General features: G+C 63.0%; 14 protein-coding genes. All 14 read right to left on the reverse strand.

Annotated features, from left to right (window positions below):
- A partial coding sequence (locus JHD07_RS08080; protein ID WP_291620793.1) for an ATP-binding cassette domain-containing protein occupies positions 1-185 on the reverse strand: 185 nt, incomplete at its 3' end.
- Between the two features lie 7 nt (positions 186-192).
- Entirely contained in the window at positions 193-1266 is a 1074-nt protein-coding gene (locus JHD07_RS08085) for a branched-chain amino acid ABC transporter permease (protein WP_024342808.1), read from the reverse strand.
- Positions 1267-1270: 4 nt separating this feature from the next.
- On the reverse strand, positions 1271-1471 hold the full coding sequence (locus JHD07_RS08090; protein ID WP_245265964.1) for a hypothetical protein: 201 nt from the start codon (positions 1469-1471) through the stop codon (positions 1271-1273).
- Positions 1456-2157 (reverse strand): branched-chain amino acid ABC transporter permease, encoded by a 702-nt coding sequence (locus tag JHD07_RS08095; protein WP_245265965.1) that lies wholly within the window; start codon positions 2155-2157, stop codon positions 1456-1458. The genes JHD07_RS08090 and JHD07_RS08095 overlap by 16 nt, the downstream gene beginning before the upstream one ends.
- Positions 2158-2159: 2 nt before the next feature.
- On the reverse strand, positions 2160-4085 hold the full coding sequence (locus JHD07_RS08100; RefSeq protein WP_028139128.1) for an AMP-binding protein: 1926 nt from the start codon (positions 4083-4085) through the stop codon (positions 2160-2162).
- Positions 4072-4701, reverse strand: a complete 630-nt coding sequence (locus JHD07_RS08105) for an ATP-binding cassette domain-containing protein (protein ID WP_349509817.1) — start codon at positions 4699-4701, stop codon at positions 4072-4074. The genes JHD07_RS08100 and JHD07_RS08105 overlap by 14 nt, the downstream gene beginning before the upstream one ends.
- 316 nt (positions 4702-5017) lie before the next feature.
- On the reverse strand, positions 5018-5785 hold the full coding sequence (locus JHD07_RS08110) for an enoyl-CoA hydratase/isomerase family protein (protein ID WP_024342810.1): 768 nt from the start codon (positions 5783-5785) through the stop codon (positions 5018-5020).
- A gap of 30 nt (positions 5786-5815) precedes the next feature.
- Positions 5816-6247 (reverse strand): acetyl-CoA carboxylase biotin carboxyl carrier protein subunit, encoded by a 432-nt coding sequence (locus tag JHD07_RS08115; protein ID WP_245269631.1) that lies wholly within the window; start codon positions 6245-6247, stop codon positions 5816-5818.
- Complete coding sequence (locus JHD07_RS08120; protein ID WP_291620801.1) at positions 6244-7812, reverse strand: biotin carboxylase N-terminal domain-containing protein; 1569 nt, start codon at positions 7810-7812, stop codon at positions 6244-6246. The genes JHD07_RS08115 and JHD07_RS08120 overlap by 4 nt, the downstream gene beginning before the upstream one ends.
- Positions 7813-7828: 16 nt before the next feature.
- The gene (locus JHD07_RS08125) at positions 7829-9436 is read right to left on the reverse strand and encodes a carboxyl transferase domain-containing protein (RefSeq protein WP_028139129.1); all 1608 of its coding nucleotides are present in this window, start codon (positions 9434-9436) and stop codon (positions 7829-7831) included.
- 11 nt (positions 9437-9447) lie between these two features.
- Positions 9448-10608, reverse strand: coding sequence for an acyl-CoA dehydrogenase family protein (locus JHD07_RS08130; RefSeq protein ID WP_291620804.1), 1161 nt, complete (start codon positions 10606-10608; stop codon positions 9448-9450).
- 165 nt (positions 10609-10773) lie between these two features.
- Positions 10774-11193: an OB-fold domain-containing protein gene (locus tag JHD07_RS08135; protein ID WP_291620806.1), complete on the reverse strand. Its 420-nt coding sequence runs from the start codon at positions 11191-11193 to the stop codon at positions 10774-10776.
- A complete protein-coding gene (locus JHD07_RS08140) occupies positions 11190-12371 on the reverse strand; it encodes a thiolase (RefSeq protein ID WP_028139132.1) in 1182 nt (393 codons plus the stop codon). Before JHD07_RS08140 ends, JHD07_RS08135 begins: the two co-directional genes overlap by 4 nt.
- Positions 12368-13912 (reverse strand): AMP-binding protein, encoded by a 1545-nt coding sequence (locus JHD07_RS08145; RefSeq protein WP_049820498.1) that lies wholly within the window; start codon positions 13910-13912, stop codon positions 12368-12370. The genes JHD07_RS08140 and JHD07_RS08145 overlap by 4 nt, the downstream gene beginning before the upstream one ends.
- Positions 13913-13938 lie beyond the last annotated feature (26 nt).

The following is a 13938-nucleotide window of genomic DNA, read 5'->3' on the forward strand; positions in this document are numbered from 1 at the left end:
CCGCTGATGGCCTTCCGCGTAGAGCTTTTGCCGGCGCCGTTGGCGCCGAGGAGCGCCACCATGCCGCCCTGGGGCACGTCGAGCGACACGCCCTTGATCGCCAGCGACACGTAGTCGTAGACAACCTCGATATTGTTGAGCGAAAGCACCTTCGAAGCAGTTGGGGTTGGGCTCGATGCGCTCATGGTGGCCCTATTTCTTCACGTAGCCGAACGGCCAGACCAGCAGATAGTCGCGCACGTTCTTGTAGATCTTGCCGAGGCCCAGCGGTTCGACCAGCAAGAAGCCGATGATCAGCGCGCCGTAGAGAGCCTGCGGCAGATGCGCCAGCGTCTCGATGCTGAGCGAAAAGCCGAAACGGATCGCCGCCCACGAGATCAGGCTGTTCATAGCGCCCGGCATCAGCAGAATGAAGGCAGCGCCGAAATAGCTGCCGATGATGCTGCCGAGCCCGCCGACGATCACCATGGCCAGCGCCTGGATCGAGACGTCGACAGAGAACTGTTCGGGCGTAACGGCGTGATAGAATGTGCCGATCAAGATCGCGCCGGTGACGCCGCCGATGAATGAGGACGTTGCAAAGGCGACCAGCTTGAAATAGAAGCTGTTGACGCCGATGACAGCCGCCGCGAAGTCCTTCTCCCGAACCGCGACCAACGCGCGGCCGAGCGCGGTGCGTCGCAGGTTCAGCATGAACGACGTCACCAGGATGCACCAGACGAACGCGACGTAATAGAGCCCGGCGTCCGAGGTTATGGGTTGGCCGAGCAGGCGGATGTCCGGCGCTTGCAGCGTCGCCTGCGTGCCGCCGCTGATGGCCGGAACATGCGAAATGGTCCAGTCCATCACGAACTGGAGGGCGAGGGTGCTGAGCGCCAGATACAGTCCCTTGACGCGCAGCGCGGCAAACGCAAAGCCGATGCCGATGATAGAGGCGGTCGCGCCGCCGATCAGGATCGCGATCTCCCAGGGGATGCCGGCCTTGTTGGCGTGAACCGTCGCATAGGCGCCGATGCCCATCACGGCGGCGTATCCGAGATGAAACTGCCCGGCCCAGCCGAGGATGAGATTGAGGCCGAGCGCGCCGGCAGTCCACACCAGCAAGGGCAGCAGATAGCTGCTGAGATAGAGCGAGTTCACGACGAACGGGGCGGCAAGGCCGATAATCAGCAGGATGCCGATCATCCAGCGGTCGGCCGCAATCGGAAACAGCGCGCGGTCGGCGGCATAATTGGTGTGGAAGACGCCGGCTTGCCTGAACAACATCGATTCAGATCCTCTCGATGTCGTGGCGGCCGTAGAGGCCGTGCGGGCGCAGCATGATGGTGAGGATCAGCATCGCGGCGTCGACGAGGTCGCGACTAGCGCCGCCCAGTATCGGATCGAGGAAACTGCTGGTCACGCCCTCGACGATGCCGAACAGCAGGCCTGCGAGCATCGCGCCGCCGATGCTGTCTAGTCCGCCGAGCACGCGACCGTCACGCCTTTCAGCAGCAGTTGCGCCAGCGACTGGTCGACGCCTTGCACCGAGGCCCACAGCACGCCGGCGATCGTGGCCACCACGGCGGACATCGCCCATGACAGCGCCACGCCGCGTTCGACGGAGATGCCGACCGACCAGGCAGCCGTGTAGTCGTCCGAGATCGCGCGGAGCACCACGCCCATCCGGGTCCGGAAGAACAAGGCGAACGCGCCAAACATCACGACGGCAACAGCGGCGCCGACGGCATAGGCGCGGTTGATCAGCATTGGCCCAAGGAACAGCGGATCGTCGCTGATGCCGATCGGCATCGGCCGCCCGGTGCCCCCCCAGATCGTCATCGAGCCGGCTCGGAGCAAAATCTCGAGCCCGAGCGTCATCATCAGGATCATCACGATCGGCCGGCCGGCGAGGCGCCGCAACGCGACCCGCTCGATGGCGATGCCGACGCCGAACATGGTGACGATGGCGAAAATGATCGAAAGCCAGATGGGCGCGCCGAACCGGCTCGCATAGGCGAGCACGATATAGGCGCCGAGCATCGTCATCGATCCCTGCGCCAGGTTCGGCACCGACGACGATTTGTAGATCAGCACGATGCCCATTGCGACCAGCGAATACATCAGGCCGACCAAGCTTCCGTTGACGGCCGACTCGGCCAGTAGCGCCCAATCCATCGTCAGGCCTCCTGCACCGAAAGCGTGCGCTCGATGACGCCGACTTCGCCGGACTCGTAGCTGACCTGCGCCTTCATCAGGACGCTCGTCTTTCGATCGTAGATCGCATCGATGATCGGTTTGTAACGCTCCTCGACGACGTTGCGGCGGATCTTGCGGGTGCGGGTCACTTCGCCATCATCCGGGTCGAATTCCTTATGCAGGCAGACGAACTGCTTGAGCTGCAATCCCTCCGGCAGGGTGCCGTTGACGTGCTTGACGGCAGAGCCGATCAGCTTGATCACCTCCGGCTTCTGCGAGAGATCAGCGCAAGACATATAGGAGATGCCGCGCAGTTCGGCCCACAGGCCGACCGCGTCCTTGTCGATACACACCAGCGTTGCCAGCGTATCGCGGTCGCGGCCGAGTACCGCTGCATCCTTGATGTAAGGGCTGAACTTCAGGCGGTTCTCGATGTAATTCGGAATGTATCGCTCGCCCTTGGCGGTATGCACGACATCAGACAGGCGGCCGAGCACGACGAGGTGACCGTCCGGCTCGACATAGCCGGCGTCGCCGGTATGCAGCCAGCCATCCTCGAGGCTCTCGCGTGTCGCCTGTTCCTGCTTGAAGTAGCCGCTGAACACGCTGCCGGAGCGGATCATGATCTCGCCGGACTCGCTGATCTTGACGTCGACACCGGGTAGCGGCCGCCCGACCGTGTGGAGCCGGACTTCGTCCAGTCCCTGGATCGCGTTGTACGCGCTGCTCTCGGTCTGGCCGTAGAGCTGGCGCAGCTTAATGCCGAGCGCGCGGTAGAAGATGAACGTGTCTTCGCCCATCGCTTCGCCGCCGGTGAAGGCGCCACGCAGCCGGGTGAGGCCGAACTGGTCCTTGATTGGGCCGGACACCAGCAACTCGCACAACGGGGCGAGCAGTTTCTGCTTCAGTGTCGGCTCCTTGCCCCCGAGCTTGCGTTTCTCGGCATTGATGGCGGACGTGATCAGCGCGTCGTAGATGCGACGCTTGAGCCAAGAGGAATCCTCGACGCGCACCTGAATGGTCGTTAGCAGGTTGTCCCAGCTGCGGGGAGCGGCGAGATAGAATGTCGGCGCGATCTCTCGCAGGTTCTGCAGCACGGTTTCCTGCCGCTCGGGAATATTGATGGTGAAGTGCAGCGGAATGCCGCCGCCCATCGTCATTGCGAAGTCGCCGATCCAGGCCATCGGTAGATAGGCGAGGATATCTTCACCAAAATCGAACGCCTTGCCCTGATAGGCGTTGCGGACGCCGGACAGCAGATTGCGATGCGAGAGTACCACGCCCTTCGGCTTGCCGGTGCTCCCCGACGAATGCACGAACACAGCGGGGCCATTAGGGCCCGCGCGCGCGATCAGCTCTGCCCGTGCGTCATTCGAGGCTGCAAGACGCTCTGCGCCCTTGGCCTGAACCCCATCCCATGAGATCAGCCCCGGGTTGGAATAGGAGGCGAGGCCGCGTGGGTCGTCATAGACGATGTGGTCGATCGCGGAGCCTTGCTCGCGCAGCTCCAGCGTCTTGTCGACCTGCTCCTGGTCTTCGGCGAGCACGAACCGCGCGCCGCCTTCATGGACGAAATGTTTGATCTCCTCGAGCGTGGCATCGGGATAGGCCGGCATCGCGTAGCCGCCGAGCGCGCCCGCGGCCAGCATGCCGGCGTAGAGGCGAGGGCGGTTATCGCCGAGCACCAGCATGACTTCGCCGGCCTTGAAGCCGAGTGCTTCCAGTCCCGCGGCACAGCGCAGCACGATGTCGCAAAACTCGCACCACGTCATCTCCTGCCAGATACCCCTACGTTTTTCTCGAACCGCTACGCGATCCGGAAAAACTTCGGCATTGCGAGCTAGCACGCGGATTAGCGTGGTATTTGTCTCGAAATTCCAGGCCGCGGTCTGGTCAGTGCGCGCCATGGGCGCCCCCGATATAGGCCTCGACCACCCGCGGGTCGGCGATGACGTCGGCAGGAATACCGCTGCCGATCATCGCTCCGTAATTCAGCGCCAGCATCCGGTCGCAGATGCCGGTGATGACGTCCATATGATGTTCGATCAACAGCACGGTGACGCCGCGCTCGTCGCGGGCATCGAGGATAAACCGCGCCATGTATTCCTTTTCTTCTTGGTTCATGCCGGCCATCGGCTCGTCCAGCACCAGGAAACTCGGCTCCGCGGCCAGCGCGCGCGCCAGTTCGACGCGCTTCTTGAGGCCGATCGGGATGACGTCGACGAGTTCGTCGCGCACGCCTTCAAGCTGCAGGAATTCGATGACTTCTTCCACTGCGGCGCGGTTCGCGGTCTCGTCACGGCGGCCGAGCCACCAGTACAGCGCGGTGCGCGCCACGCTCGGCTTCATGTGGATGTGACGGCCGAGCAGGATATTGTCGAGTACGCTCATGCCGTTGAACAGCGCGAGATTCTGGAAGGTGCGGGCGACACCGAGCGTTGCGATGTAATGCGGCGCAAGACCGGTGATGTCGCGGCCGTTGAGCAGGATGCGGCCGCGCTGCGGCGGATAGAAGCCCGTGATCGGCGTTGGTGAGGGTGGTCTTGCCGCACCCGTTCGGGCCGACCAGGCCGAAGATCTCGCCGCGTTCGATATGCATGTCGATACCGTTGAGCGCGACGATCCCGCCAAACCGTCGCTCGACGGATTGGCATTGCAATACCGGACCGGATGTCCCGCCAGCAAACGACAAACTGTCTCTCCAACGCGTTGTTATTTTTGGCTTAGTGGGTTCGAGACCCCGCCGATTTCTTGTCTGGCGAAGCTAACGAACGTTCGATTTCAAGGCAAGGCGGCGAGGGTACGGCAGCTTGTCGATTCCGCCCGCAAAAGCCGTCTACTACTTTTCTCTAAATCTGGGCTGACGCTTTTCCCGGAATGCGGCGATTCCTTCGCGCGCATCCTCGTGCATGAACAGGAACGGGAAACCGTCGATGACATGACGCATGTCGTCGCCGCCCAACCCGCGATTGTAGAACGACTTCGCCATCCGCACTGCGAGCCGCGGCTTGGCGGCGATCTGTTCGGCAAAGGCGAGAGCATTGGCGAGCAGTTCGGCATGCGGCGCCACGCGGAGCGCAATGCCGAGCCGGCAGGCTTCTTCGGCCGAGATCGGATCGCCGAGAACGCTCAGCTCCTTGGCCTTGGCGCGGCCGACGATCCCTTGCAGGCGAACGATCGCAAAGCCCGGCAGCAGGCCCAGCTTGATCTCTGGAACGGCGAATTTGGCGCGGTCGGAGGCGATGATGAAATCGGAGGCAATCGCGAGTTCGAAGCCGCCGCCATAGGCGATGCCGTTGACGGCAGAAATCACGATCTTGCGGGTGTTCTCCGGCGCTGCCAGCACTTCCATCGCGTCGATCAGGAAGCTGCGCGCCCTTTCCGGATCGAAGTCGAATTCGCCGATATTGGCTCCGGCGCAGAACGCCTTGTCGCCGTTGCCGGTGATGACGGCGACACGGATATTGTCATCCGCATCCGCCTGCTTCAGCCCTTCGAGGATGCCTTGGCGAATGCCTGGGCTCAGCGCGTTGAGCTTCTGCGGTTCGTCGAGCGTCAGGAGCGCGACCTTGCCTCTGGTTTCGTAATTGACCGATCCAAATCGCATGTCCCACTCCCTCGTCTTGTTGCTGGTATGTCAGGCCTGCCCGGCGGCTTCGACGACGACGACAATCGCATTGCGTTCGATGATCTCGTTGGCGCAGCAATTCACCGCTGATACCGTGCCGTCGATCTGGCTGCTGATACGCAATTCCATCTTCATCGATTCAAGGATCGCGACGACATCGCCAACCCTGACCTTGTCGCCGATGGCGACGTTGACCTTGCGGATCATGCCCATCATCGGGGCGCGCAGCTCTCCGCTCGCTTCCGTCGTTGCACTTATATAGGTCAGGTAGGGAATGGCGGTCAGCGTATGCACGCCGCGGCGATCATGCACGAACAGGGTTCGATCGTGCTGAAGAATGCGAACGGATTCGCGACGGCCGGCAATAATAGCGACGAAGGCGCCATCATCAGCGGGCAGAAGATTGACAGAAACCTTGTCGTTATTGACGCCGACGATCATGTGGCCGTCGGCTTGCTGCGGCGCAAACCGGATCTCCGCGCTGGCGCCTGCGGCTTCCAGATGCAGCACCGGAATCGGCGATAATCCGTCGCCGCCGGCCGCCATCTGCCACGCGGAGTTTCGCGCGTTTGCCACGGGTTGCTCGCCGCAAGCGGACGTTGCTGCATCAGCCAGAAGTACGCGCCGATCGCCGATGCCTTGACGTCCGGTCCGTCGGTCTTTTCGACGAGCTGATCGATCTGCTCGTCGATCAGGCGGGTATGGAAGGTGGCGTTGCGCGTTTCCGGCAGGGCGATCAGGCGCGCCAGAAAGCCCTGGTTAGTGGTGATGCCGAAGATCGAGGTGTCGCCGAGCGCATGGCTGAGCTGGTCGAGTGCCTCGTTGCGGGTCTTCGCATTCGAGATCAGCTTGGCCAGCATCGAGTCGTAATAGGGAGAGACGGACGATCCGCTTTCGACGCCGGTTTCGACCCGCACATCGGCTGAAGGGAAGCTGACATAGGCCAGGTCGCCCGTGCAGGGCATGAAATTGTCGGCAGCGTCTTCAGCACAAATCCGCGCTTCGACCGCGTGGCCGGCACAGGCGATATCGTCCTGTTCGAACGGCAGTCCTTCGCCGGCGGCGATACGGAGCATCTGTTCGACGATATCGATGCCGGTCACCATTTCGGTGACGGGATGCTCGACCTGAAGCCGCGGATTGACCTCGAGGAAGTAATAATTGTCGCCGCTGACGATGAATTCAACAGTGCCGACGCCGCGGTAGTTCAGGCGCTTGCCGAGCCGTGTCGCATCATCAGTCATGCGTTCCCGCAAGGGGACGGGGAGATTGGCGGCCGGTGCTTCCTCGATCAGCTTTTGGTGCCGCCGTTGCAGCGAACACTCGCGCTCGAACAGGTGAATGACGTTACCCTTGCCGTCGCCCGCAATCTGCACCTCGATATGGCGTCCACACTCGACCAGCTTCTCGACGATCAAGCCGGCGCTTCCGAACGAATTCTTCGCTTCGCGCATCGCGGCTTCGATTTCGCCCTCCAGGCCATCGGTTTTGGATACCGCGCGCATGCCCTTGCCGCCGCCGCCGGCCGCCGCCTTCAGCATCGCGGGCAGGCCGAGCTGCTTCACGATGCCAGCCACGGCCGCGACGTCCTCGCTCGGCATCTGGCTGCCGGGGACGGTCGGCACCCCGGCGGTCTCGGCCTCGCGCTTGGCGGAAGCCTTGTCACCGAGACGTTCGATCACTTCGGGAGTCGGTCCGATAAAGACAAGGCCCGCGGCTTCGACGGCGCGCGCGAATTCAGCGTTCTCGGCGAGGAAGCCGAAGCCGGGGTGGATGGCTTCCGCGCCAGCGGTCTTGGCCGCGGCAATGACGACGTCGATCTTGAGGTAACTGTCCGAAGCAGCGCCGCCGCCGATCAGGTAGGACTCACCGATGGTCCTGACGTGCAATGAGTCCGCATCGACCGACGAGTGAACGCCGGCCACCGCGACGCCGAGCTTGCGGCAGGTCCGCGCGATACGGCAGGCGATCTCGCCACGGTTCGCAATCAGGATTTTTTTGAACACCGGCAATCCTCCGTCGTCACATCCGGAACACGCCGAAATCGGTACGCTGTTGCGGCAGGCGGCCGGCGAGGTCGAGCAGCAGCGCCATCACGTTGCGGGTCTCGAGCGGGTCGATCACCATGTCGCACCAGATATTGCGGGCGAAGTTGTAGGCGTTGGCGAAATCCTCGAACTCCTTGCGCACCGGCGCGCGATAGGCCTCGCGTTCCTCGTCGGTCCAGCTCGTGCCCTCGCGCTTGTGGGCTTCGTCTCGGACCATCGCCAGCGTATTGGCGGCCTGGTCCGGGCCCATGATGGCGGAGCGGCCGTTCGGCCACATCATCATCGCGTTCGGACGGAAGGCGCGGCCGCACATCGACAGGTAGCCAGCGCCGTAGGCGTTGCCGATGATCAGCGTGTATTTCGGCACGTTGGCGCTCGCCATTGCCGTGATCATCTTGGCGCCGTGCTTGGAAATACCGCCTTCCTCGGCCTGGCGGCCGACCATGAAGCCGGTGACGTCGGCCATGAACAGCAGCGGAATGTTGCGCTTGCAGCAGAGGTCGATGAAGTGGGTCGCCTTCAGCGCACTCTCGGAGAACAGCACGCCGTTGTTGCAGAGGATGCCGATCTCGAAACCCATGATGCGGGCGAAACCTGTGATCAGTGTGTCGCCGTAGAGCGGCTTAAATTCGTGGAACTCGCTGTCGTCGACAAGGCGCGCGATGACGTCGCGGTTGTTGGTCGGCACCCGCGGGTCGGCGCTGATCAAGCCGTAGATGTCGGCCGGGTCCGCCAGCGGCGGGCGCGGCGGCGTCACACTCCAGCGCTGCTCTGGTATGTCGCCGAGACGAGCAACGATGTCGCGGGTGATCGCAATGGCGTGGCCGTCGCTTTCGGCCAGGTGATCGGTGACGCCACTGATGCGGCTATGCATCTCACCGCCGCCGAGTGCTTCGACGCCGACTTCTTCGTTGGTCGCGGCAAAAACGAGCTGCGGGCCGCCGAGGAACATGGCGCCCTGATTGCGCACGATCACGGTCTCATCGCACAGCGCCGGCATATAGGCGCCACCGGCCGTTGACGGACCGTGCACGACCGCGATCTGCGGAATGCCTTCGGCCGACATCCGGATCTGGTTGTAGAAGATCGAACCGAACTGGCCTTCATCCGGAAAAATATTCGGTTGGTCCGGCAGGTTGGCCCCGCCGGACTGCACGAGGGTGATGCAGGGCAGGCGATGCTGCCAGGCGAAGCGCTGCGCGCGAACATGCTTTTTGCAGGTGATGCCGTAATAAGTGCCGCCTTTCACGGTGGCATCGTTGGCGATGACCATGCAGGAGCGGCCGGACACCATGCCGACGCCGGTGATGATGCTGCCGCCGGGCGGCACGCCTTCATACATACCTTCGCCGGCCAACTGACAGAATTCCAGGAACGGCGAGCCGGGATCGAGCAAAGCCGTGATCCGCTCGCGCGGCAACAGTTGCTTGCGTTCCTTGTGCAGCTTGCGCGCCCGGTCGGGGCCGCCGACCGCGGCGGCGGCGCGACGAGCCTGGAGGTCCGCGACCCGCGCCTGATAGGCGTCGCGGTTGCGGACGAATTCCTCGCTCTCGGTCGAAACCTCTGAATTCATCGTGGCCATGGGCGTTCGACCTAATAGCTGCGCGGCAAGCCCATCACGTGCTCACCAATGTAATTGAGGATCATTTCGCGATTGAGCGGGGCGGTCTTCAGCAGCCGCACCATCGGAAAGATGTCGAAGATGCCGTATTCCTTGGTAAAACCGTTGCCGCCGTGGCACTGGATCGCCGTATCCACCGCCTTGATCGCAGCGTCGGCCGCGGCAAGTTTGGCCATGTTGGCGAACTCGCCGGCCTCGCGGCCCTGATCGAAGGCCCATGCGGCCTTCAGGGTCATCAGCGAGGCCATTTCGATATCGGTCTGCGAGCTCGCCAGCGGATGTTGCAGGCCTTGATAGGCGCCGATCGGCGTGTTGTTGAACACCTTGCGCTCGCGGACGTACTCGACGGCGCGGTTGAGCGCATAACGGCCGAGGCCGCAGCAGATCGACCCGACCAGAATCCGTTCGGGATTGAGGCTCTTGAAAAGAATGCTGAAACCCCTGTCGATCTCGCCGACGACATCTTCGGGGCCGAGATCGACGCCGAAGAACAATTGCCACTGCGTTTCCGGCGCGGTGATGCTGACCGGGATATATTGCTTTTGTAGCCCCTTGGCCTTGAGGTCCACGATGAACAGCGTGAAGCCCTCGGTCTTCTTGCCGACGTCGGTGTGCGGCTTGGTGCGGGCCACGACGAGGACGTAGTCGGCGCCGTCGGCATCGGTGATGAAGGTCTTCTGCCCGTTCAGCGCAAACCGGTTGCCGCGCCGGGTCGCCAGAGTCGTGGTGCGGATGGTGTTGGTGCCGGCATCGGGCTCGGTGATCGCGAAACAAAAGCGGGTCTTGCCGGAGCAGGCATCCGGCAGATAACGCGACTTCTGGGCGGTGGTGCCGTATTTGGCAATGAAGCCGAGGCTCATCGCCGCGCCGACGACGAGGTTGAGCAGAGGTATGCCGTTGTTCGACAGGCCTTCCAGGAACAGGTGCATCTCGGTCATGCCCTGGCCGGCGCCGCCGAATTCTTCGGGCACCATGGTGCCGACAAAACCGTCCTCGGCAATCTTTTGGTACAGCGCCTCGAGAAACACGCGCTTCTCCGCGCACTCCATCCAGTAGCGGCGGTCGAACTTCTTGGCGACGGTATTTCCATAGTCGAGGATCTGTCGCTGCTCGTGCGTGAGATCAAAGTCCATGGATCGGGCTCCGGTTGAAGAGGTCCGTCATGTTTAGGCAGAAAGAGCGCGGGATTTCAATCTAACAATTGTTAGAAATCGAACATTTGTTAGAAAATAATCGGAGAGGCAGCCGCGGGTTAACCCCGGTGTGGGGTGGGGCGAGATGGCGCAGGCGTAGTTAGATCAGGCGCGGCGGAATCGGGGCAGTGCGGTCTCGTCGTCGATGGCGTCGCAGACCAAAACGACATCCATGTCGAAGCTGACGTCCTCGGGGTTGCCGCCGGTGTAGGTGCGGATCATGCGCGGACCTTCTGCGAGGTCGACCAGCAACACCGCATAGGGCACGTCGTCCTTGAAGGCGGGACCGGGTGCGCGATGGACCACGCTGAAGGAATGCACCTTGCCGCGGCCGGATGCCGCGCGATGCGTCAGGCTCTCGCTGCCGCAGTTTCGGCACATGCCTTGCTGGTAATACTGGACGTTGCGGCAGTCATCGCAATGCTGCAACAGCAGCACGCCGTCGCGCAGGCCGCGCCACAATGCCGCGGAGTCCGCATCGGGCGAGGGCACCGGTTTCTGCTTGGCGTCTTCGCTCGAAATCACAGCGTGTTCTCCGTACCGAGGATCGTGGTCGCATTGGTCGCAAAGCCCGCGCCGAGGCTATGCACCAGGCCAAGTTCGGCGCCGACGACCTGCCGCTCGCCACACTGGCCGCGAAGTTGCGCGATCACTTCGTGGAAATGGAAGAACGAGCCGGGCATCCCCGGATGCGCAAAGGACAACAGCCCGCCATGGGTGTTGGACGGGATCTGTCCGCCATAGGTCATCTGCCCGTCAGCGACAAAGCGTCCGCCTTCGCCCTTGGGGCAGAAGCCGAGGTCTTCCAGCATCATGATCACGGTGCCGGTGAAGCAATCGTAGACCCCTGCGACGTGCATGTCCTTCGGGCCATATGCCGCCATCTCGTAGGCTTTGCGACTCGAGGTGATCGCACCGGTCGAAGTCAGCGATGGCATCAGGAAAATGTGCTCATGCGTGTAGCACTCGCCGCCGCCCAGGATGTAGATCGGTTTGGCGATGCCAAGTTCTTTGGCGTGTTCGGCAGAGGTCAGGATGAAGGCGGCGCCGCCATCCGAGATCAGCGAACAGTCGAGCTTGTGGTAGGGCGTCGTCACCCAGCCTGAATTGAGTACGTCGTCGACGGTGATCGGTTTGGTCTGCTGGGCGCCTGGCGTGCGTGACGCGTGACGCCGCGACACCACGGCGACTTCGGCCAATTGCTCGGCGGTCGTGCCGAACTCTTTCATGTGCCGGTGCGCGGTCATCGCAAAGGTGTTGGCGACGGGGATGCCGAACGGCATTTCGTATTGCTGGTCGCGGCTCTCGGTCAGCGAGCGCAGCGCCATGTCCGGCGTCAGGCCCGTCATCAGGCTGTCGCCAGCGGTGACCAGCACCACCTTGGCCAGCCCGCCCTGGATCGCGGCAGCGCCGATATTGAACATCGTCGCCGCCGTCGCGCCGGACACCTGCAGCGTGTTCGAGAAGGTCGGCTGGATGCCGAAATATTCGCTGAGGGCCACGCTGAAGCGGTGGAACGGCGAGGCAAAGGCGTGGCACGACAGCACGCCGTCGACGGCGCTCTTGTCGAGACCGGCGTCGGCCAGCGCTTTCTTGGAGGCATCCGCCGCGAGCCACAGTGGGCTTCGTCCGGGCACCTTGCCGACCGGGGACATGCCAATGCCGATGACGGCGACCTTGCCGCGCAGGGTGCTGTCGCTCATGTCGCGGTTCTCGAGTTGGTAGCCTTCAACCGGGCTTCGAGTTCGTGGCGCTGGACCTTGCCGCTGGTCGAGCGGGGAAATTCCGTGAAATCGATGAAGTTGAACTGCCGAGGCCGCTTGTAGGAAGCGAGGTCGCGGCGGCACAGTTCCAGCAGATCGTATTCGGTGATGCTGTCGTCGCGGCGGGCGATGAAGGCGATCGGAACCTCGCCCCATTTCTGGTCGGTCGCCCGGACGACCGCGGCTTCGGTGATGCGGCTGTCGCTCATCAGCACGCGCTCGATCTCGGCGGGATAGACGTTCTCGCCGCCCGACTTGATCAGGTATTTCACGCGGTCGACGAAATCGAGCGAGCCGTCTTCGTTGCGGCGGAATACGTCGCCCATGTGAAACCAGCCGCCGCGGAAATCACGGGCGTTGGTTTCGTGGGCCTGCCAGTATCCGGAGAACAACGTTGGCCCGCGCATCGCAAGCTCGCCCGGCATGCCTTGCTCGACTTCGCGGTCAGAGGGATCGACCAGCTTGATCTGGCAGAACGCGCTTTGTTGTTTTGACAGCCGTTCGGGAATTTCGCCGGGCGCGATCAGCGCACGGGTGGCCGGCGGCAGGCCGGTCTCGGTCGCGCCAAAACTGTTGAGGTAGGGCGCCTGCAACAGCTCAGTTACCTCCGCGATCGCATGCGGCGGCACCAGATCGGCCATCGCGCCGCAGACGCGCACGCCCTTCACCTTTGTCTTTTGCTGCTTCAGTCCGGCGGCAAAGGCCTCGACCATGCCGGGGATCAACACCAGCCAGCCGATCTCGTGACGTGACACGGCATCCAGTAACGGATCGACTTGAAAACCGTCGATCATCACAACTGTGGCGCCGCGCAGCAAAGTCGAGAGCGCGTGGTCTGTGGATGCCATGTGAAACATCGGCGCCCATGCAACGAAGGCATCGCGATGCGAGATGCCGAGTTCGGAACTGAACACCAGCGACCGCGCGATCATCGCGCGGTGCGAGACCACGGCGCCTTTCGGGAGCCCCGTGGTGCCGCTGGTATAGAGGATCACCAAGCCGTCTTCGGTTTGTGCAGCGGTCGGCGCCTCGTGATCCGACTGCTGTTGCATCAGACGTTCATAGGCCGGTCCGAGCTCTAGCGTCTTCCATGGTCCTGCGGCGAGATTGGCGCGCAGGTCCGGCTCGACAATCACGAGTTTCGGCGACACCAGTTCGAGGCAGTAAGTGAGTTCACGCGGCGACACTCGCCAGTTCTGACAGGCGGTGATGACGCCGAGATGGGCGGCTGCAAGTTCGATCTCGATATATTCAGGCCGATTGCGCGACAGCAGCGCGAGGCGGTCGCCGCGTTGCAGGCCGTGCGCCGAAAGCATCGCAGCCGCGCGCTCGACGCGGCCGCGCAACTCGCCGTAGCTGATGTTCCGACCCTGATACTCGATCGCGATGGCCGCCGGCTGAACCCTCGCGCGGCTGCGGAACAATTCGCCGACCGTCGGACCTGAGCCGGCTATCGCTGCACCATCGATTTCGGCAGTCATCTTCCGTTCACTCCCGGGGTATCTTC

The sequence above is a fragment of the Bradyrhizobium sp. genome, from assembly GCF_016462955.1.
Lineage (GTDB): Bacteria > Pseudomonadota > Alphaproteobacteria > Rhizobiales > Xanthobacteraceae > Bradyrhizobium.